Genomic DNA, 20485 nt, shown 5'->3' with positions numbered 1-20485 from the left:
GACCGGTCGACCGGCGCGCTGACAATCGCAGCCACATTGACCTGGATTAATTCGATGGAGATGAAACATCTCCCTGCCCCGTGTAGAGATGATCTATTGCTTGTCTACAGTAGAAGACCGTGTTGCGTCTACCCTGATTCGCCGAGAAAAGCGCATTGGCACTGATCGGAGAGCCGACGAAGAGCGTCGCGGGACGCTATTGATCCACAACGGAGGGTGCCCCCCACGGTGACGGCAACCGTGATACGGTCGGAACCGCCAGGGCGCCTCCAACCATCATGAGCTGCTAAGGCTTGCGAATTTCCGAGACTACGAGGGCACTGACGGCGCAGCGGCAACGAGGCCGCGACTCCGGGACAGCGCTCCCAACCTTCTCGATCAACGGGCAGCGAGCCGGCATTTTCAGGAATCTGAGATGTTGCTGAATCCAGATATTGCGCGCTCCGGCGCCTCCCTTCTGAAATAGGTGACGTGAAGCAGAGATCATCTACTTCGGCGCACCGCTCGGCCTCCGCTCCATTCTTTCGCGATCATTTCCGGATCAACCGCGGGCAGATCTTCCTGCTCGGCCTTCTCCTACCGTTCGACATCGCCCGGCAGCTGCTCACGCCGGAGATCCTGCGCCGCTTCATCGACGCGGGCGCCACCGGCCGGGCCGGGCACCTGGTGATGATCTATTTCGCCCTCGTGCTGATCGGCCTGGGCACCACGGTGCTGCTGACGAACGTGAGCACCCGGCTGGCGTGGACGTCGACGAACGCCCTCCGGGACCGGATGATCCACGGGATGCTGCGCCGCCCGGCGTCGTTCTTCCAGAGAGCCGCCCCGGGCGAGCTGGTCGACCGGATGGACAACGACGCCACCCGGCTCGGGTCGATGCTCTCCCATCTCCTGCTCGACCTCGCCGCACAGACGCTGCTCGCCGCCGGGGTCGTGGCGGCGATGTTCCACCTGGACTGGCGATTCGGCGCCCTCTTCCTCCCGTTCGCGGTGGCCATGATCGTCCTGCTCCGCCGGCAGACCGGCCGGGTGCTGCCCTTCCTCGACGCCCAGCGGGACACCGAGGCACACATCCTGGCCACCGTCGACGAGTGGTCCGCCGGGGCCGAGGACCTGCGGGCCGCCGGCGCGACTCGGCACGTCCGCCGGATCCTCTGGCAGCTCGCCCGCCGGGAACACCGCACCGGCCGGCAGGCCGCCGCCGCCGGCACCCGCTGGCCCGCGACCGTGCAGGCCCTCTCCGTCATCAGCATCCTGCTCGCGCTGGCACTGGGAGTCGGCCTGCACCGGTCCGGCGCCGCCACGGTCGGCACCGTCTTCGCCGCCCTCAGCTACGCCACGCTCATCCGGTTCCCGCTGGCCCAGATCGCCTCCCGGATACAGGAGGCGCAGGCCGCCGTCGTCAGCCTGCGCCGGGTCCGGGAGATGCTCCACGACGATCCGGGACCCGGCACGCTTGCGGAGGGCGGCACGCTCAGCCCGGAAGGCCGGCACGACCTGGTCTTCGACCAGGTCACCTTCGCCTACGACGACGGCCCCGTGGTCCTGGACGACGTCTCCTTCCGGCTGCCGGCCGGCGCCACGCTGGGCCTGGTCGGGCGGACCGGAAGCGGCAAGTCGACGCTCGTCGGCCTCGCCTTCCGCAGCTTCGACCCGGCACACGGCCGGGTGCTGATCGGCGGGCACGACCTGCGGTCCCTCGACCGGGCCGCGCTGCGCCGCTCGGTGGCGTACATCCCTCAGGGCATCACTCTCTTCGGCGCCACCCTGCGCGACAACCTCACGTTGTTCGCCCCCGGTCACGCCGACGACGTGCTCCTGAACGCGCTGCGCGAGGCCGGGCTCGGCACCCTGGCCGAGACGTTGCCGGACGGTCTGGACACCAGGCTCGACGCGTCGTGGACCGGCCTCTCCACCGGGCAGGGACAGATGCTCAACCTGGCCCGCGCCTTCCTGACCGACCCGGCCGTCGTCCTGCTGGACGAACCGTCCTCGCAGATCGACCCACACACCGAGCAGGCGCTGCGTACGGCCCTGACCCGCTTCGCTCGCGACCGCACCGCGATCATCGTGACACACCGGCTGGAGACCCTGGACGAGGCCGACCACATCCTGGTCCTCGACGAGGGCCGGGTCCTCGAATACGGCCGCCGCGCCGACCTGCTCGCCGCAACCGGCTCGGTGTTCGCCGGGCTGTCCGCCGAGGCGCCCGCCGGATCGTCGCCCGAACCGCTCACCGGGCCCGCCGCCGACGGAAGGCCCGGCACGTGACGACGCTGCGGCGCTTCACCCGGCTGATGCGCGGGCAGATGCGGGACTACCTGCTGCTGACCGGCGGCTGGTCGTTGCTGCGCGTCGGCACTCTCGTCGTGGGCCTGCTGTTGCAGCGCACCTTCGACGTGATCTCCGGGGAGAGCACGGCCGGGCTGAACGCCTGGAGCCTGATCGCCGCGATCGGCGGGGTGGAGGCGGCCCGCCAGCTCCTGCAGTTCACCACGGTCATCTCCCGGTGGGAGCCGGACATCGTGTTCCGGACCCGCGCCCTGCTGCGCGACCGGCTGCTGACCGGGCGGCTCCGGTCCCCGGCCGGCGAGGACCAGGTCCTCACCACCATGGGCACCGACGTCGAGGAGGTGAGCACGTTCGCCGCGTGGTCGCCGGCGAACCTCGCCCGATGGTTGTTCGCCGTCGTCGCGATCGCGATCCTGATGTCCGTCGACGTCGTTCTGGCCTCGTCCGTGCTCGGGCTCCTGCTGCTGCTCTCCGTGGCGGTCCGCCTCCTGCACGGCCGGTACCGCCGGTACCGGCTGGACGCCGTGAAGGCGGCCGCCGCGGTCCGCGACGCCCTCCGGGACGCCGTCGCCGGCGCGGCGGTGATCCAGGCCGCTCACGCGGAAGACCACGTCGGCACCCATCTGCACCGGCTCGGGGAGGCACGGCGCCGGGCTGTCGTGGCCGAGGAGACGTACGCGTCGCTGCAACAGAGCACCATCGCGAACGTGGCGCCGCTCGGCACCGGCCTCGTGCTCCTGGCCGCCTCCCGAGGGCTGGCCGACGGCACCCTCACCGTCGGTGACATCGCGCTCTTCGGTTACTACCTGCAGATGCTCACCGAGGCTCTGGCGTCGCTCGGCCTGCTCGTGGTCCGGCTGCAACGGCTGGGCATCGCGCTGGACCGGATGCACCGGAACAACCCACACGGCATCACCGGCCACCGGGTCCGGCTCGACGACGACGAGCCGCCCGCGTCGCCCGGCGCCACCGAAGACGACGTGGACAGCCACGGACCGGAGGAGTTGCGCTCGTTGTCCGTACGATCGCTGTCTCTGCGGCCCGGCGCCGGGACACCCGGAGTGAGCCGGGTGTCCTTCGAGGTACGCCCCGGGTCGCTGACCGTGATCACCGGCCGGGTCGGCGCCGGGAAGACCACGCTGATCCGTGCGGTTCTCGGACTGGCGGGCCCGGTCGACGGGGAGATCCGGTGGAACGGCGCGGTGGTCCCCGCCGGTGTCCTGGCACCGCCCCGGTGCGCCTACGTGCCGCAGGTGCCCCGGCTGTTCCGCGGCACTCTGCGGGAGAACATCCTGCTCGGCGCGGACGCCACCGAACAGGGGCTGGTGGAGGCCGTCCGTCTCGCCCGGCTGGAGGCGGACCTGCGGACCATGCCGGACGGCCTCGGCACGGCGGTCGGCGCCGGAGGGCTGAGGCTGTCCGGCGGGCAGGTGCAGCGGGTGGCGATCGCCCGGGCCCTCGTCCGCCGGCCCGCCGTGCTCGTCCTCGACGACGGCTCCAGCTCTCTCGACGCCCGTACGGAACGCGAGCTCTTCGACGAGGTACGCCGGGACGGCCTCACCGTGATCGCGGTGTCGCACCGCCGGCATCTGCTCGAGTCGGCCGACCTGATCGTGGTTCTCGGCGAGGGACGGATGACCGGCGCGGGCTCTCTGACCGAGCTGCTGACGAGCAACGCCGAGATGCGCGAGCTGTGGGCCGCCTATGCCGGGCGGGGCACCTGACCGGAGTGTTCCCGTCCCGCTCCGGCCAGCAGCTCGGAGACGGTGACCAGGGTGAACCCGCGCTCCAGGAGCCCGTCCACGATGGCCGGCAGGGCGGCGCGGGCGGCGGTGTTGGCCGAGTCCATCGGATGCAGCAGGATGATCGAGCCGGGCCGCGCTCCGGCCAGGGCGCGTTCCACGATCGTCGCCGCGTCCGTGGTCGCCGCCGGGTATGTCTCCGGTTCGACGTCCCAGGTGATCATCGGACGGCCGGTCCGGTGCAGGAGGCGGGGCAGGCCGAACAGTTTCGCGCAGCACGGCGGCCGGAACAGGACCGGGCCGGTCTGCCCGGCCCGGCGGAGGGCCTCGTCGGTGCGCTCGACCTCGGCCCTGATCGCCGCCCCCCGCATGAAGACCAGCCGCCGATGGGTGTAACCGTGGTTGGCCAGCTCGTGCCCGCCGGCCCGGATCGCGGCGACGAGATCGGGATGGGCGTCGACGTCCCGGCCGACGAGGAAGAAGGTCGCCGGCGCCCGCCGCTGTTCGAGGATCTGGAGGATCTCCCGGCAGTGCTGCGGGTAGGGGCCGTCGTCCAGCGTCAGGGCGACCACCGGGCGGGTGGTGGGGACTCGGCGCACGGCCCGGCCGAACAGGTGCCACCGGCGCGACTTCACCAGCTCCCGGAACGCACCGGCGGCGACCGCCGCACCACCCAGGACCACGATCACGGCAAGGAGGATTGTCGCTGCGATCCGCATGCCCCGACGGTATTCCATGATGGACGGACGGTGGGGTCAGTCGCCGGCCAGATCGCGGCGGATGAACCACGCGGCGGCCAGGAGCGCCACCACCGTCCAGGCGGCCAGCACCACCAGGCCCTGGGAGTCACCGGAGGCAGCCCGCAGGGCGCCGGAGAAGGGCAGCGGCCCCTCCAGCTTGCCGAGCAGTCCCTCGACGAACAGCAGCCACCCCGCATAACCGGCCAGGAGCCAGAGCGGGCGCCGGACGACCGTCGCGTTGGCGACCCCGAAGGTGGCCAGGAGCGGGATCGCCGCCAGCGTGGCCGGAAAGTGCGATATCTCGCCCCCGAGAAACACCGCGACACCGCTCACCGCGGTGAGCGCCAGTCCGAGGAGCGCCGCCGTCACGCACTGCGCCGCCAGCACACGCCCTCGGTGCGGCTCGCCGAGGAACAGCAGGACCGAGGTGCGGTGCTGGTAATGCTGGCCGGTGCTGAGAACCGCCACCCCGAAGGCGCCCAGACACGAGAACAGGGCCCAGAAGTCCTGGCTCAGCAGACCCATCCCGGCGCCCAGGACCGTGGCGGCCGCCATCGACATCCAGGAGGACCGAATGGTCAGGTTGCGGTGCAGCTCACTGCGCAGGACGGCTATCACCGGGCACCCGCCACCTGCAGGAAGATCTCCTCGAGCCGGGGCCGCTCGATGGTCAGCTCGAAGACCGGGACCTGCGCGTGCAGGGCGATGCCGCCGGCGTCCTCAGGGCTGAGTCCCTCCACGAGCAACGCCGTCCCGTCGGTCGTGACCCGGGCGCCGTGCCGCTCGAACGCGTGCCACAACCGGCGTGGATCACCACCACGGATCCGCAGGCGGCCGGCGCCGGAGAGTTCGGCGAGCGGCGCGGCCAGGCGGACCTCACCGAGCGCGATGATCACCACGTCGACGACCAGCTGCTGCAACTCGGCGAGGAGGTGACTGGAGATGAGCACCGTTCCGCCGGCCGCGGCCCGGCGCCACAACAGATCACGCAGCCAGGCCATGCCGGACGGGTCCAGGCCGTTCGCCGGCTCGTCGAGCACCAGGATCCCCGGGTCGCCGAGCAGCGCGGTCGCCACCGCGAGGCGCTGACGCATGCCGAGCGAGTAGTCGCCGGTACGCCTGCCCGCCGCGTCGGCGAGGCCGACCTCCTCGATCAGCTGGGCGGCCCGCCGCCGGGACGCCCCACACAGCAGCGCATGGGTGACCAGGTGCTGGTAACCGGTCTGACCGGGGTTGCTCAGACCCTGCTCCAGCACCGCGCCGACCTGTCGCACCGGGTGGACGAGGTCGCGGTAGGGCACTCCGTTGAGGAGGGCCGACCCGCTGGTGGGCCGGGTCAGCCCGAGCAGCATCCGCAGTGTGGTGGTCTTGCCCGAGCCGTTGAGGCCGAGCAGGCCGGTGATCCGGCCCGGAGCGGCGCTGAACGTCACGTCGCGGACCGCGTCGATCCGGCCGTAGGTCTTCGTCAGGTTCTCCACTCGGATCATCGGCATCCATTATCCCCGAATCCGCTCCGGCGGTGGGGGCCGATGCCGCTGACCGGCCTTGACAAGATCCCCCGCACACCGTCCACAATGGCGCGATGCAGAGCCTGCTCGCCGGCGCCCGCCTCCTCGCGGTGGTGGCGCACTACGACGACGAGGCCCTGTTCTGCGGCGGCCTGCTGACCACCCTCCGCCCGTCCCTCCGCGAGCTGACGGTCGCCGTGGTCACCGGCATCGAGACGACGAGCGCCCCTCGCGAGGTCCCGCCGGTTCCCAGCCCGGCGGAGGCCGAGCGGCGCCGATTGCGCCTGGACGCCTTCGCCGCAGTGTGCGCCCGGCTGGCGGCCACGCCCGTCGAGCTGCGCCTGCCGAACCTGCCGCAATCCGCTCGGCGCGACGACCCCGCCTACCGGCGACGCGTCTCCGAGATCGGCGACGCGCTGGAGCGGGCCGGCCTCACCCGGAACGGCGACACTGTTCTCACCCACGGCCGGGACGGGGAGTACGGGCACCCGCAACACTCCTGCACCCACGACGCGGTCGCCGCGGCCGTCCCCTCGTCCTCGTGGCGGACCGTTCTGACGTTCGGCGGCCCGCACCGCCACGACCACGAGTTCCACTTCGACACCACCGGCAAGACGAAACTGATCGATCTCTATCGAGACCAGGGGTTCCGTGGGCGCTGGGAGCCCGAACGGGACGCGCGCCTGCGGACCTGGACGGCCGGGACCGAGTGGTTCTGCCGCCTGCCGGTCTGACCCGTTCCCCGATCGAGGAGTGCCACGTCGTGGAAGAGACCCCGGACGACACCGTGCGCTGTCGCCCCACCGTCGACACATCGGTCCGCTACCTGGTGACGGGTGTCGCGGGCTTCATCGGTTCGCAACTGCTGCAACGGCTGCTCGCCGCCGGCGCCGAGGTGGTCGGGCTGGACGACCTCAGCACCGGAAAGATGTCCAACCTCGACGAGGTCCGCGCCCTGTCCGGGACGAACTGGAGCAACTTCCGCCTGGTCCGCGGCGACATCCGGTCGGCGGCCGATCGGGCGGAGGCGTTCCGCGACGTCCAGGTGGTCCTGCACCAGGCCGCGCTGAACTCCGTTCCCCGGTCTCTGGTGACCCCGGTGGAGGTCGCCGACGTCAACACCATGGGAACGCTGGGCATGCTGCGGTCGGCGGCCGAGGCGGAGGTACAGAGCTTCGTCTACGCCAGTTCCAGCTCCGTCTACGGCGACGTGTCCGATCCGCTGCGCATCGAGTCGGAGCTGGGACGGCCGCTGTCGCCGTACGCCGCCAGCAAGCGGTCCGCCGAGGCCTTCGCCGGGAGCTTCGCCTCCCTGGGAAAGATGTCCATCACCGGACTGAGGTACTTCAACGTCTACGGCGCCCGGCAGAACGCGGCCGGCCCCTACTCGGCGGTCATCCCCCGCTGGATCGCCCGGCTCGCCGGCGGCGGCCGGCCCGACATATACGGCACGGGTCTGCAGGCCCGCGACTTCACCCATGTCGACGATGTGGTGGACGCCAACCTCCGTGCCGCCGCCGCGTCCTTCGCCACCCCGTTGGCCCTCAACGTCGCCACCGGCGCCATGACCACGATCACGGACTTGTTCGGCCTACTCAGAGAGCTGGTCGCCGAGGTTCGAGAGGATCCGCTCATCCGGAACGTCCAGCCGAACCACCTGCCGGCCCGTGACGGTGACGTGCTGTCCGCGGTCGCGTCCCTGACCCTGAGCCACGAGAAGATCGGGTACGCGCCCCGGGTCGCCCTGGCCGACGGGCTCCGGCAGGTCGTGCCGTGGCACGTGGCCGAATACGATCGCCGCTCCCGGGAACCGGACGGCGTCTCCGCCTGAGCGGTCTCCGTCGCCGATGCGCCAGGTGTCGGATGAGCCGGGTGGTGGGCACTATGCTCCGCGCGTACCCATCGATCGATGAAGGGGAATCCCGTGCCGGAGCCTCGCCGCACCGCCCTGGCCACCGCGTTGTTCGCGGCCCTGACCCTGTCCGCGGGGTGCGAGGTCGACATCGATCCCGGCGCGATCCCGGTGCCGGTGAGCATCGCGCCGATCCCGTCCGCGTCGGCGGGCCAGCCGAAGTACGTGTGCACCGCCATCTACAAGATCCTCACCGACGGCGCGGTCCGCCTCGCCACCGACGACAGGGACCGCCTGCGCGACGCCTTCACCACCATGTCCACCGCGGTCGCCGCCGCCGGCCGGGTCAGCACCGAGCCGGCCCAGCGCGACGCCGCCACCGCGATCAGCGAAAGCCTGTCCCGCGGCGCGCAGAGCCCCGACCCGGTGGCCTACCGCGACGGCGAGTTCGCGACGATCGGCCAGAGGCTGGACGACACCTGCGTCTAGACACGTTTCGCAGTCAGGGTCTGCCTCTGTGGTGATTTCGGGCGCTCAGCACGCCCGAATTCACCACACCGCCACGGGTGTGACCGAACACCTCGTCGGCAGGACGACGATGCTGTACGGCGACGTCCGCATCGGTCCCGGCAGCATCATCGTTCGGGGTGCCGACCCACCGCTACCCAAGGCATCTCAGCCCCCGAAGCCCCGGCGATCACGCCACCCGCGGGGTTGAACCGGCAGGTTCGCAACGATCGGGCCGCAACGGGACGGTACCGGGACGTAGGCTCGGCCATATGATCGATAGGCAGGTTCGGATCGGGCTGCAGCTGCAGCCGCAGCACATGGACTACGCGACCATCCGTCGCACCGCGTCCGAGGCCGAGGACCTCGGCGTCGATGTGCTGTTCAACTGGGACCACTTCTATCCGCTGTACGGGGAAGCCGACGGCCTGCACTTCGAGTGCTGGACGATGCTCGCCGCCTGGGCCGAGTCGACGTCACGGGTGGAGATCGGCGCCCTGGTCTCCTGCAACAGCTACCGCAACCCGGAACTGCTCGCCGACATGGCCCGCACCGTCGACCACATCTCCGACGGGCGCCTCATCCTCGGCATCGGCTCCGGCTGGTTCGAACGCGACTACACCGAATACGGCTACGAGTTCGGCACCGCCGGCAGCCGCCTCGACGACCTCGCCGTCTCACTGCCGCGCATCGAATCCCGCTGGAAGAAGCTGAACCCGCCGCCCACCCGCGACATCCCGGTCCTCATCGGCGGAGGCGGCGAGAAGAAGACCCTGCGCCTCGTCGCCAAACACGCCAACATCTGGCACAGCTTCGCCGACGTCGAAACCCTCAAACACAAACTCGGCGTGCTGCACGGCCACTGCTCCGATCTGGGCCGCGACCCGTCCGAGATCGAAGTCTCCGTCGTCGGCAAGCCGGAGTCACGCGACGAGATGTACGCCCTCGGCGCCCGCCTCTTCACCGTCAGCACCGGCGGCCCCACCCCCGACCTCACCGAACTCCGCGAATTCATCACCTGGCGCGACAAGCTCAACGCCTGAACGGTCGGCGCGGACGACGGTGGGGCGACGGCCGTCGTCCGCGATCACGTGACGCGTGGCTCCGGCGGCGCCTCCATCGGCCGGTCGAAGTCGGTGCCCGTCTGATCGCACATCCACCGGCCCCCCGCGTGGAGTTGGCGCCCGACGGCCGCCGTCTCCCGGCCGAGGGGTGTGAGCAGGTAGCCGGTGTCCTTGTGCACCAAGTGCAGGAGCCGTTCCTGGTCACGCGCTGGGGCAACGTGCCGATCAACGGTGAGATCCGTGGCTGGTCCGCCACGGATCCACCGGCCGACTGGGCCGAGCGCCTGCAACGCCGGCAGGTTTTCCACGAGGTACGCACCGCCGCCGCCATCGGCGCGTTCATCGTCCTGCTGCTGGTGACCGCGAGCGTGCGGGGCGCCGTTCCCGCGACCACGGAAGCCCGCGACAGCGCCGCATGACCAGATCCCCCTGGGCGATTCCCGGATTCCGGCCTCTCGACCGGACCACTCGGCGGCGGGGCGAGAACGAGATCCGGCAGAGATCGATTTCGACGGAGAGGGGTGCGGTCGGCTTCACGACACCGGTGAAGACATCGCGGCGTACCCCGGTCGAGGCGCTGTCGTGCCGCGGCCTGATCCTGCGGGCCAGCCCGGTGACCCCGCCGATCGTGGTTCGGGTCGCCGAGCTGCGAACCGGGGGCGCCCTGCGGATCCGGTCCGGCCGGAGGACGGCGATCGTCCTCGTCCCGGACAGTGGCCTGATCGGCGACTACGGACGGGGGAAAGACGCGGATGACCGGGGCAGGCCGGGTCTGGGGCGGGTCGGCCCCCTGCGCCGGGGCCGGCCGGGGCTGTGGCGGGTCGGCCCGCTGCGCCGGGGCCGGGCCGGGGAGGCCACCGCCGTCCCGGAGAGCCGTGCCCGGCTCGTCACGATCCGGACGGCCACCGAGGGACGCCCGCAGGTTACGCAGGGCGTAGTGGCCGCGGGACTTGACCGTTCCCGGCGGGATCCCGAGCGCCGCGGCGGTCTGGGCGACCGTCTCGCCGTGCAGGTGAAGGCGTTCCAGCACGGTCCGGTGGGCGGGTGGCAGTTCGCGGAGCGCCTCGGCCACCACCATTCTGTCGACCACCCGGCTCGCGTGATCACCGGTCCGCATCGTGCTCTCCGGCGCGCCCAGGGTCTCCGGTGGCCGCGCGTTGCGGGCCCGGACCTGGTCGACGACCAGGTGGCGGACCACGGTCAGCAGCCAGCCGCGCACCGATCCGCGCCCGTTGACCAGCACGTCCGGGTGCTGCCAGGCGCGTAGCAGCGCCTCCTGGACGGTGTCCTCGGCGAGGGCCGGGTCACCGGTCAGCTCGGTGGCGTACGCCAGCATCGCTCGCCGGTGTTCCCTCCACACCAGCCCGATCGTCGCCTCGTCGGCGACCGTACCCATCCCGCGGGACATGCCATCGAGGACGGATGGACGGCACGGGAGTTCACCGGGTGTGACGTATTCCTCCGGAATTCATCCCACGATCGGGCCCGGCGTCGAACCGGATCCCGCGCCGGCCCGTGTGGACGGCGGCCGGTCCGCGTTCCGGCCGGACGGGAGTTCCGAGGATGATCGACCACGCTTTCACCAGCGAGATCCACGATCGGCACGGCCTGGCACTGTTCCGTTTCGCCCGAACCCTGACACTCGGCGACTCGTACGCGGCCGAGGACATCGTCCAGGAGACCCTGGTCCGCGCCTGGCGGCACGCGAAACGGCTGGACACCGCACCCGCGGAGCTCCGGCCGTGGCTGTTCACCGTGGTGCGCCGCCTGGCGATCGACGGGCACCGGGCCCGGCGGGCCCGTCCGGCCGAGATCGAGGAGGACGACATGCTCACCCGGCCGGTTCCGGACGGCACCGACCACACCCTGGACCGCCAGATCGTCCGGGAGGCCCTGCTGACTTTGGAGCCGCAGCATCGTGATGTGCTCGTCTACCGGTACCTCCTCGATCTCAGTGTCGAGGAGACCGCGGCCGAGCTGCACATCCCCACCGGCACGGTGAAGTCCCGCAGCAGCAAGGCGCTACGGGCGCTGCGCGCGGTGCTGACCATCGACGGGTGACCGGCCGGGTCAGACATCGCCGGGCCGGATCGCCGTCAGCCGCAGCTCGCCGCCGTTCACCTCGACGACCTGACCGGTCAGGTCGTCCGGCAGGCTGCTCGGCTGCCCGTCGACCCAGCCGATGCCCGCCGATCGCCGGTCCGGCAGGACGATCACGTCGGCCCGTACCTTCTTGCCGTTCACCTCCCCGGCGGCCCGGTAGATCCCGGCGGGCGCGGACGCGGGCGGCAGTGCGAACGTGACCTGCTTCCCGCCGACCCGGGCGGCGCCGGCCAGTGCGCCGTTGCTCACCCGGGCGTCCAGCACCGCGCCGTCGTCCCCGGTGAGCAGCAGGCGGTCGCCGCCGGAGACGCCGGTCATCCACGCCTCGCGGCTGCGGCCGTCGGTGAGGTGGGCGATCGCGCTGTTCTCCCAGACGTGGACGGCCACGGTGAACCCGCTGTCCTCGGTCTCGCCGATGAACCGGGCCTGTTCCGGAGGAGCCGGCGCCGCGGAAGAGGCCGGAGGAGAAGAGGCGGGAGGAGAAGAGGAAGGAGAAGAGAACGAGGGAAGAAAGATCACGCCCAGTACGGCGATCAGGGCCACCGACAGCACACCGATCAGGCCGATCAGGACGGTGCGCCGGGTCATCGGAGTCCTCCCGTGGAGTCGACGGGCAGCCCGAGCGCCCCGGTGTCCAGGCCGCCGTCCGCGCGGACCTCGAGACGCCACGCCGCATGGTCGACCTCGCCGAGCACCAGCACCGCGCCGCCGGCCGGGGCGGTCTGCCCGGACGACTCGGCCCGGAACTGGTCCGCGCCGATCACCGCGAGCCGCCGTGGCTGGTCGGGTTCGGCGGCGGCCCGCCCGTCGTCGAGCAGTTGGAAGATCTGGGTGGCCCCGGTCCGGGCGGCGGGTTGTTCCCGGCCGCCGCGCTGTGCCTCGGCGAGGGTGGCGGCCAGCCGCAGCCGTTCCGGGCGGGCGCCCGCCAGATGGGCGCGGAACCCGGCGGCGACGTCACCGGTCAGGGTGATCTCGGCGTCCCGGCCGACCGGGCCGGTGAGCAGTTCGGTCAGCAGCCGCAGCGTCAGCCGGCCGACCTGCGGGGCCGGGCCGGCCAGCGAGACCGGTCCGGCCGCGCGGGCCAGGTTGACCAGCACCCGGCGGTCCTCGTGCAGGCCGAGCGAGACCACCAGCGGGTAGGGGTGGGAGTCGGCCGGGATCTGCCCGCCGGTCTGCCGTCCGGCCCGGGGCAGCGTCCACGCGGTGCCGTCGCCGTCGCCCTCCCACGGCGGTGGTGCTTCCGGCTCGTACGCGGCCAGCCGCAGTGTGACCCGGTCGGCGGCGCACTCGACCGCGTACACGTCGGGGAAGTCACGTCCGGCCCGGTCGCAGGCGGTGACCAGGACCCGCAGCGCGCGGTCGACCTCGTCCAGCGCCACCGCACCGGTCACCGCCGGGCCGGCGCTCGCCCGTGCCCGGCCGCCGCCCGGCGTACGCCGCAGCTCGATCACCAGCAGCACGATGGCGATCAGCAGCAGCACGGCGATTACCACCGCGGCGATGACGGGTGCGGTCATGGATTCTCCTGACGACCGGAACGGATGAGCCCTCGTATCCGACTACGGAGGCCGGGCCGATCGGGTTCTCCGGGAGAAGAACGGGTTTCCGGCCCCCGCCGTAGAACAAGACATGCGACTGATGTTCACCGTCGTCGACGACGCCGGCGACACCCGCGACCTGCACCTCGACGCCGACCCGGAGACCAGTGCCGCGACGATCGCGGCGGCGCTCGGCGTACCCGTCCTCTATGTGGACGGTGTCCCGGTCCCGCCGGGGGTGACCCTGCACGAGTCCCCGTTGCGTGATGCCGCCGTGGTGGGGACCGCGCCCGGCACCACCGCCGCCACGGCCGAGCCACGCGGGGTGGTCGAGATCCGTACGGTGTCCGGGGTGGGCGCGGGCGCCGTCCGCCGGCTGGACATCGGTGACTACCACGTGAGCGTGACGTCCGGTGGGGGTGTGCTCATCGGCCGGTTCCCGCCGGGCGGCCGGGCCCTGCGCCTGCGGGTCGAGCCCGGCGGGCGCTGCCTGCTGACCCCGCCGTCCGGGCCGCCGTCGGCGGTACGCCTGGACCGCCAGGAGCTGACCGGTCCGGCACCCTGGCCGGTCGGCGCCTGTCTGGAGATCGGCGGTGCGCTGCTGGAACCGGCCCGGCCCGAGCAGCCGGACGCCGCCCTGCAACCGTCGGACGACGGCGGCGGCCTGGACTACAACCGTCCGCCCCGGCTGGTCCCGCCGACGTCGCCGACCGAGTTCGCCCTGCCGGTGCCGCCCGGCGATCCGGAGCGGCGCCCGTTGCCGTACATCGCGGCTGTCGCGCCCCTGGTCTTCGCGGTCGCCGGGGTGTTCATCTTCAACCGGCTCTCCGCGCTGCTGTTCGGTCTGCTCTCGCCGCTGGTGATCATCGGGAACTATCTGAGTTCCAAGCGCAGCGGCAAGATCAGTCACCGGGAACGGGTCCGGCGATACGAGGCGGACCGGGACCGGATCACCGCGGCGGCCCGCGACGCCGTGGTCGCCGAGCGGCGGGCCCGCCGGGACGCCTTCCCGGATCCGGCCGCGCTGCTGCTCACCGCGATCGGCCCGCGCCGCCGGTTGTGGGAGCGGCGGCGTACCGACGACGACTTCCTCACGCTGCGGGTCGGCACGGCCGATCAGCCGTCCGCGGTCCTGCTCGAGGATCCGACGGCCGACCGGCACGAGCGGCGGCTCACCGAGGACGCCTACGACGTGCCGGTCACCGTGGATCTGCGCCGGATGCGGGTGCTCGGCATCGCCGGGGCGGGACCGGCCGCCGCCGCGGTGACCCGGTCGGTGATCGGCCAGGCCGTGGTGCTGCACAGCCCCCGTGATCTCAAGCTCTACGTGCTGACCGGCCAGGCCGGTGAGCGGGTCTGGTCGTGGGTGCGCTGGCTGCCGCACGTACGCCCGGAACCGGGCCAGGACATCGCCGCCACGATCGGCACGGGCACCGAGACCGTCGCCGCCCGGGTCGCCGAACTGAGCATGTTGATCGAGGCCCGGGTCGCGGCCGGGTCCACGACCTGGGCGGACACCGTCCTGGTGGTCTTCGACGGGGCCCGGCGGCTGCGGTCCCTGCCCGGGGTGGTGCGGATCCTGCGGGACGGCCCGGCGGTCGGGGTGCACTCGATCTGCCTGGACGCCGAGGAACGGCTGCTGCCCGAGGAGTGCCTGGCGGTGGTCGCCGAGCAGCGCGACGGCCGGGTCACGGTGGGGCGGTCCGGTGAGAGGTCTCTTCCTTCGGTACGCGTGGACGCGGTGGAACCCGAGTGGACCGGTGCGATCGGCCGTGTCCTGGGTGCGTTGCGTGACCCGGGCGGCGGCGACGTGGTCGACTCGGTGCTGCCCGCCTCGGTACGCCTGCTCGACGTGATCTCGATGGACCGCCCGGCGGCCGAGGCGGTGGCCGCACGCTGGCGGGCCGGTGGGCGTACCACCTCGGCGATCATGGGAATCTCCCTGGACGGCGCGTTCGCCCTGGACATCCGCCGGGACGGCCCGCACGGGCTGGTCGCCGGCACCACCGGTGCGGGCAAGTCCGAGCTGTTGCAGACACTGGTGGCGTCGCTGGCCGCCGGGAACCGGCCGGACGCCATGACGTTCGTGCTGGTCGACTACAAGGGTGGTTCGGCGTTCAAGGAGTGCGTCGCCCTGCCGCACACCGTCGGCATGGTCACCGACCTGGACACCCACCTCGTCGAACGGGCCCTGGTGTCGCTCGGCGCCGAGCTGCGACGGCGGGAACACATCCTGGCGGCGGCCGGTGCCAAGGACATCGAGGACCACATCGACCTGGCCGACCGGACTCCGGGACTGGTCCCGCTCCCCCGGCTGCTGATCGTGATCGACGAGTTCGCGTCGCTCGCCCGGGAACTGCCCGACTTCGTCAAGGGCCTGGTGAACATCGCCCAGCGGGGCCGGTCGCTCGGCATCCACCTGATCCTGGCCACCCAGCGTCCCGGTGGTGTGGTCTCACCGGAGATCCGGGCCAACACCAACCTGCGGATCGCGCTGCGGATGACCGACAAGAGCGAGAGCACCGACGTGATCAACTCACCGGAGGCGGCGTCCATCCCGAAGAGCGCGCCGGGACGCGCGTACGTGCGGCTGGGTCAGAACACGCTGATCCCGTTCCAGGCGGCCCGGGTCGGTGGGCGGCGTCCCGGCACGGTCCAGGCCGTCACCGAGGAACCCTGGATCCGCCCGGCGCTCTGGCAGACCCTCGGCGAACCGGCGCCGCCGCGACCCCGGCCGGTCGCGCCGGCCACACCGTCCGCCGAGATCGTCACCGACCTGGCCGACCTGGTCACGGCGATCCGCGGGGCCACCAGCGCTCTCGGCATCGATGAACAGCACAGCCCGTGGCTGCCCGCGCTGGGTGAGATCGTCGGGCTGGACGAGCTGCCGGTGCTCCCGTCGCACGGCTACGATCTTCCGCCCGCAGGCTTCGGCCTGGCCGACCTGCCCGCCGAACAGACCCGGCTGCCGCTGACACTCGACTTCGCCACGCTGGGCCACCTGCACGTGATCGGCTCACCGCGGTCCGGCCGGTCGCAGGTGCTGCGGACCGTCGCCGGGGTGATCGCCCGGACCTACCGTGCCGGCGACGTGCACCTGTACGGCATCGACTGCGGCAACGGGGCGCTGCTGGCGCTCGAAGCACTGCCGCACACCGGGGCCGTGGTGCAGCGTACCCAGCCGGACCGGATGGCCCGGCTGATCACCCGGCTCACCGGCGAGGTGGCCCGGCGCCAGGAGCTGCTGGCCCGCGGCGGCGCGGCCGACCTGCCCGAACTGCGCCGGGCCATGCCCGCGCAGGACCGGCCGCCGCACGTGGTGGTGCTCTTCGACAGGTGGGAGGTCTTCGACAGGACCCTCACCGAGTACGACGGCGGCGCCCTGCTCAGCGGCATCCTCGCCCTGTTGCGCGAGGGCGCCAGCGTCGGCGTCCACATGATCATTGCGGGCGACCGGTCGATGTTCTCCACCCGGCTCACCGCGACCACCGAGGACAAACTGGTGCTCAAGCTCAACGACAAGTCCGAGTACATGATGATCGGCGTACCCCAGCGGTCGGTCCCGGACGAGATCCCACCCGGCCGGGCCATCCGGGCCGGCGACAAGTCCGAGGTTCAGATCGCCCTGCTGCCCGGTGCGGCGAGCGGTCAGGCGCAGGTCGCGGCCCTGCAGGCGATCGCGGCCGAGAGCACCGCCCGCGACGCCGGCCTGCCCGCCGGGTCCCGCCCGTTCCGGGTCGATCAGCTGCCCGACCGGCTCACCCGGTCCGAGGCGGCCAAGTACGTTCCGGTGCCCCGGCCCGGCCCGCTGTGGGCGCTCGCCGGCGTCGGCGGCGACGAACTGACCGGCAAGGGCCCGGACCTGGCGGTGAACCCGGGCTTCCTGATCGGCGGGCCGCCCCGGTCCGGCCGCAGCACCGCGCTGCTGACCATGGCGCTGTCCCTGCTGGAGGCGGGCACGTCGCTGGTGGTCGCCGCCCCGCGCCGGTCACCGCTGCGCGACCTGGCCGGCCGGGCCGGGGTGCTCGAGGTGTTCACCGGCGACGACGTGCCGAAGGCCCGGCTCACCGAGATCCTCACCGGCACGGCCGAACCGGTCGTGCTGGTGATCGACGACGCCGACAACCTGGCCAAGTCGGCCTCCGACGCGATCTTCACCGAGATCGCCCGGACCGGCGCGGAGAACGGGCGCGCCCTGATCGTGGCCGGGCAGACCGACCGCCTGCTGTCCGGGTTCTCCGGCTGGATCCCGGAGCTGCGGCGCACCCGGCAGGGCCTGCTGATCAGCCCGCAGGCGCCCGGTGACGGCGAGCTGATCGGCGGCAAGGTGCCGCGCAGCCGGCTCGGTGGGAGCAGAGCCGGCCGGGCCTTCCTGAGCGACGGCAGCGGACGGCTGACCACGATCCAGATCCCCGAGGGGTCCTGACCACCGGTCAGGTCTCGTCCTCCGCGTCCTCGGCGGCCTCGGCCTTGGCGACACCGACGCCGCCGAAGGTGACCCCGATGATGCCGCTGCTGATGCCGAACAGGTTGGCACCGAAGGTGAACGGCTTGCCGCGGATCTCGGCGACCGTGAACGGATTGGTGATCATCATGCGTTTGATGGCGCCCAGGATCGACTCGTTCAGATGACCGGCCGACGGCCCGCCGAGCACCCCGCCGAGCGGCCGGATGGCCGGTGCCGGTGGCGCGAGTCCGCCACCGGCACCGCCGGCCGGTGGCCGGGCGGCCGGCACCGGGGCCAGCGGGATGTCCTCCGGCAGAGAGACGCTGATCCGCGGCGGTGGCTTCGCCAGCGTCGGCTTGTTGAACGTCTTGATCACGTGCGAGACCCCGCGCCCGAGGCCGAACGAGGTCTTGAGGGCGGCCACCAGAGCACCCACGCCGAGCAGGGTCGCGACGGCCCCGAGGACCAGCTCCGCGATGTTCATCCCGTCGAAACCGCTGATCGCCCCGGAGGCGCCGGTTATGCCGAGCCCGGCGATACCGGCCGCGATGCTGATCGCGGTGAGCAGGAAACCGATCGGCCCGGTGACGAAGAGGGCGATGATGCCGGCGACGAAGCCGATGACGCCCACGATGAGGCCGATCAGCGAGGCGAACTTCTCGAAGAAGCTCTTCTCCCGGACCGCGTTGGCCTCCGCCTCGGCCAGGGTGGTGACCGCCGTGGAGGCATCCGAGACCCGCAGCTCCTGGGCGTCCGCCGCAAGCCGCTTCGCCACGGTGAGGTCGGTGGACGCCGCGTCGCTGCGGTTGCGGGCGGCGTCGCGGTCGGCGCCGATCCGGTCGACGGAGGTGTCGGCCGGATCCTGCGAGGCGGCGGCGAACGAGGCGTTCAGGACGTCCAGCTCGGCGGTCGCCGCGTCCAGCCGGCTCTGCGCCTCCTCGGCCAGCAGCCGGGCCCGTTCGGCGGCGTCCTGATGGGTCCGCAGCCGCGGCGCGTACCCGGTGATCGCCTCGGCGGCGTCCCGGTAGGAGTCCCGTAGCTTGCCGATCTGCTCCGGCAGTTCGTCGAGTTTCTCGCGCAGCTTGTCCAGAGACCGGCCCTCGCCGAGGTCGGCGGACTGCAGCCGGCCGATCAGCGACGCCGCGGACTCGGCGTCGTCGGCGATCGCGGTGTACTCGGCCGCGAGCCGGTCGAGGATGTCCGGGTCGCCGGGTGTCGGGTCGTCACCGAGGTCGACGACCGCCCAGACACCGGGGTCGGGTCTAGGCATCCACGGTCACCCTCTCCAGGGTGAGGGTGTCCGCGATCTGTTCGAACAGCAGCAGGAAGTGCTCGGCGTACTCGAGATTGGGGGTCAGGCTGGTGACGATCAGGACCTCGCGGGTGCCGGCGAGCGGGACCAGGGTGCTCATCACCGAGAACCGTCGTGGTGGCAGGTCCTGGAGTTCGACCTCCTCGATCGAGGTGAACCGGCCGGCCGGCCCGGCGTGCGGCAGGTCCAGCAGCTCGGTGCGGTTCGCCGCGGTGCCCTTGCCGAGGACCAGTTCGGCGTTGCGGAGCGCGAACCCGACCATCAGGTCGGACAGGTCCAGTTCCTCACCCTCGGGCAGGACGTATCGCAGGATCATGGTGACGGCGGTCAGTGGTACGCCGTCGATGATGTCGAAGAACCCGTGGAACTGCAGCGCGCCCTGTTCGTAGCAGGCGGCGGCCCACGTACGCGCGGCGCGGACCGCGTCCCGGATCAGCTCGGCCCGCTCGGTGCGTTCCCGGTCGCTCAGGCCCTCGACGAGCCGTCGGCGGATCTCGGCGTCGCGGACCCTGGGGTGCAGATCGACCTTCCACCACGACGTGGGATAGGCGATCGAGAAGCGGTACGCCTCGGCGGTGCGTTGCGACATGTCCCGCTGCCTCCTCTCTGTCGTCTCTGTCGTCTCTCGTCTCACTCGTCGAGCGCCGCGGTCGTCTCCTCGTCCGCCTTGCGGAAGTTCTCGAGGATGCCGTCGACCATCTCGCGGAACGTGTCGGTGTTCTCCTGCACCCGGCGGTGACCGCTGCGCCAGGCGCCGTCGAAGTCACGGACGCCGTCGATCAGGTTCCGGTCGCCGACGTCGTCCTCGGTACCGACCGAGTCCAGGTTGGCGACCCGGTCCAGCCGGTCCCGGATCCGGGTGAGCACCGTGATGATCTCGGTGAGCTCGTCACCGGGAATGCGGATCCTGGCCATGTCCCCCCTCGTCCTGCGCACCCGGATCGCCGGGCCGCCCGTACGTGCACGGGCGGCCCGGCGATCCGAGGGGCGTGGCTCAGCCGATCGAGCCGGCGGTCGCGTCGTCGGTCTCGACGAACCTCTGCAGGGTCTGCTCGAGGAACTGGCTGACGCCCTCGATGCCGTCGATCGCCTGTTTGGTGCCGCTGATGTACTCCTCCCAGAACGGCTTGAACTTCGACTCCGAACCGGGAGTGTTGTACGAGGCCTCGATCGTCTCGGCCATCCGGGTGTCCGCCTCCTGGAGGGCGCTCTGCAGCGTCTCCCGCTGCTGGAGCAGGTACTGGGCGAACGCCTGTACGGCCTCCGGGTCGAGGGTCATCTGACCGGGCATGGATCGTCCTTTCGTCGCGGGGAACGACGGCGAACATGCCGTCCTACCTCGGACTACGGCCCGGCTGCCGATCGCGTTCTCGGGCGGCC

Annotated in this window: 18 protein-coding genes and 1 pseudogene; 9 read left to right on the top strand and 10 right to left on the bottom strand. The window is 71.9% G+C overall.

Annotated features, from left to right (window positions below):
• Positions 1–471 precede the first annotated feature (471 nt).
• Both WH85_RS26930 and WH85_RS26925 read left to right on the top strand, forming a co-directional pair.
• A complete protein-coding gene (locus tag WH85_RS26930; protein WP_052720820.1) occupies positions 472–2271 on the top strand; it encodes an ABC transporter ATP-binding protein in 1800 nt (599 codons plus the stop codon).
• Positions 2268–4016 carry an ABC transporter ATP-binding protein gene (locus WH85_RS26925; RefSeq protein WP_052720819.1) on the top strand — a complete coding sequence of 583 codons (1749 nt, stop codon included), beginning with the start codon at positions 2268–2270 and terminating at the stop codon, positions 4014–4016. Before WH85_RS26930 ends, WH85_RS26925 begins: the two co-directional genes overlap by 4 nt.
• Here the strand turns inward: WH85_RS26925 and WH85_RS26920 are convergent.
• The 3 genes from WH85_RS26920 to WH85_RS26910 are packed head-to-tail and all read right to left on the bottom strand — an operon-like array spanning position 3995 to position 6261.
• Positions 3995–4753, bottom strand: a complete 759-nt coding sequence (locus tag WH85_RS26920; protein ID WP_083449287.1) for a polysaccharide deacetylase family protein — start codon at positions 4751–4753, stop codon at positions 3995–3997. The two genes, WH85_RS26925 and WH85_RS26920, sit on opposite strands and share 22 nt — an antisense overlap.
• A 36-nt stretch (positions 4754–4789) precedes the next feature.
• Positions 4790–5392: a hypothetical protein gene (locus tag WH85_RS26915; protein ID WP_045744801.1), complete on the bottom strand. Its 603-nt coding sequence runs from the start codon at positions 5390–5392 to the stop codon at positions 4790–4792.
• Positions 5389–6261, bottom strand: coding sequence for an ABC transporter ATP-binding protein (locus tag WH85_RS26910; RefSeq protein WP_045744830.1), 873 nt, complete (start codon positions 6259–6261; stop codon positions 5389–5391). The genes WH85_RS26915 and WH85_RS26910 overlap by 4 nt, the downstream gene beginning before the upstream one ends.
• A gap of 95 nt (positions 6262–6356) precedes the next feature.
• Between WH85_RS26910 and WH85_RS26905 the strand changes: the two genes are divergently transcribed.
• From WH85_RS26905 to WH85_RS53175, 5 genes are all read left to right on the top strand, one after another.
• Positions 6357–7016: a PIG-L deacetylase family protein gene (locus WH85_RS26905; protein ID WP_045744800.1), complete on the top strand. Its 660-nt coding sequence runs from the start codon at positions 6357–6359 to the stop codon at positions 7014–7016.
• 29 nt (positions 7017–7045) lie between these two features.
• Positions 7046–8113: an NAD-dependent epimerase/dehydratase family protein gene (locus tag WH85_RS26900; protein WP_169792490.1), complete on the top strand. Its 1068-nt coding sequence runs from the start codon at positions 7046–7048 to the stop codon at positions 8111–8113.
• A 78-nt stretch (positions 8114–8191) separates the two neighbouring features.
• Positions 8192–8623: a hypothetical protein gene (locus WH85_RS26895; RefSeq protein ID WP_045744799.1), complete on the top strand. Its 432-nt coding sequence runs from the start codon at positions 8192–8194 to the stop codon at positions 8621–8623.
• Positions 8624–8913: 290 nt separating this feature from the next.
• Positions 8914–9684 carry an LLM class F420-dependent oxidoreductase gene (locus WH85_RS26890; RefSeq protein WP_045744798.1) on the top strand — a complete coding sequence of 257 codons (771 nt, stop codon included), beginning with the start codon at positions 8914–8916 and terminating at the stop codon, positions 9682–9684.
• A 194-nt stretch (positions 9685–9878) separates the two neighbouring features.
• The gene (locus WH85_RS53175; protein WP_245674113.1) at positions 9879–10124 is read left to right on the top strand and encodes a DUF1772 domain-containing protein; all 246 of its coding nucleotides are present in this window, start codon (positions 9879–9881) and stop codon (positions 10122–10124) included.
• A 554-nt stretch (positions 10125–10678) separates the two neighbouring features.
• On the opposite strand, the pseudogene WH85_RS53170 reads toward WH85_RS53175, so the two are convergent.
• Positions 10679–11041: pseudogene (locus WH85_RS53170) on the bottom strand (sigma-70 family RNA polymerase sigma factor); the annotation flags it as partial.
• A gap of 227 nt (positions 11042–11268) precedes the next feature.
• Between WH85_RS53170 and WH85_RS26875 the strand changes: the two are divergent.
• Complete coding sequence (locus WH85_RS26875; protein WP_045744796.1) at positions 11269–11766, top strand: sigma-70 family RNA polymerase sigma factor; 498 nt, start codon at positions 11269–11271, stop codon at positions 11764–11766.
• 9 nt (positions 11767–11775) lie between these two features.
• Here the strand turns inward: WH85_RS26875 and WH85_RS26870 are convergent, their stop codons facing one another.
• Entirely contained in the window at positions 11776–12396 is a 621-nt protein-coding gene (locus WH85_RS26870) for a hypothetical protein (RefSeq protein ID WP_052720815.1), read from the bottom strand.
• Entirely contained in the window at positions 12393–13325 is a 933-nt protein-coding gene (locus WH85_RS26865) for a hypothetical protein (protein ID WP_045744795.1), read from the bottom strand. Before WH85_RS26865 ends, WH85_RS26870 begins: the two co-directional genes overlap by 4 nt.
• 112 nt (positions 13326–13437) lie before the next feature.
• Here WH85_RS26865 and WH85_RS26860 point away from each other — a divergent pair, with 112 nt between their 5' ends.
• Positions 13438–17772, top strand: coding sequence for an FtsK/SpoIIIE domain-containing protein (locus tag WH85_RS26860; RefSeq protein ID WP_045744794.1), 4335 nt, complete (start codon positions 13438–13440; stop codon positions 17770–17772).
• A 7-nt stretch (positions 17773–17779) separates the two neighbouring features.
• Here WH85_RS26860 and WH85_RS26855 read toward each other — a convergent pair whose 3' ends face one another.
• The 4 genes from WH85_RS26855 to WH85_RS26840 all read right to left on the bottom strand — a co-directional run bounded on the left by WH85_RS26855 (position 17780) and on the right by WH85_RS26840 (position 20396).
• Positions 17780–19063: a hypothetical protein gene (locus WH85_RS26855; protein ID WP_045744793.1), complete on the bottom strand. Its 1284-nt coding sequence runs from the start codon at positions 19061–19063 to the stop codon at positions 17780–17782.
• Positions 19056–19694 carry a hypothetical protein gene (locus WH85_RS26850; RefSeq protein ID WP_045744792.1) on the bottom strand — a complete coding sequence of 213 codons (639 nt, stop codon included), beginning with the start codon at positions 19692–19694 and terminating at the stop codon, positions 19056–19058. The genes WH85_RS26855 and WH85_RS26850 overlap by 8 nt, the downstream gene beginning before the upstream one ends.
• Positions 19695–19735: 41 nt before the next feature.
• Entirely contained in the window at positions 19736–20020 is a 285-nt protein-coding gene (locus WH85_RS26845) for a hypothetical protein (RefSeq protein WP_045744791.1), read from the bottom strand.
• A gap of 79 nt (positions 20021–20099) precedes the next feature.
• Positions 20100–20396 carry a WXG100 family type VII secretion target gene (locus WH85_RS26840; protein WP_045744790.1) on the bottom strand — a complete coding sequence of 99 codons (297 nt, stop codon included), beginning with the start codon at positions 20394–20396 and terminating at the stop codon, positions 20100–20102.
• Between the last annotated feature and the right edge of the window lie 89 nt (positions 20397–20485).

Source organism: Actinoplanes rectilineatus, assembly GCF_000962825.1.
GTDB lineage: Bacteria > Actinomycetota > Actinomycetes > Mycobacteriales > Micromonosporaceae > Actinoplanes > Actinoplanes rectilineatus.
This window is presented reverse-complemented; position numbering and strand designations above follow the sequence as displayed.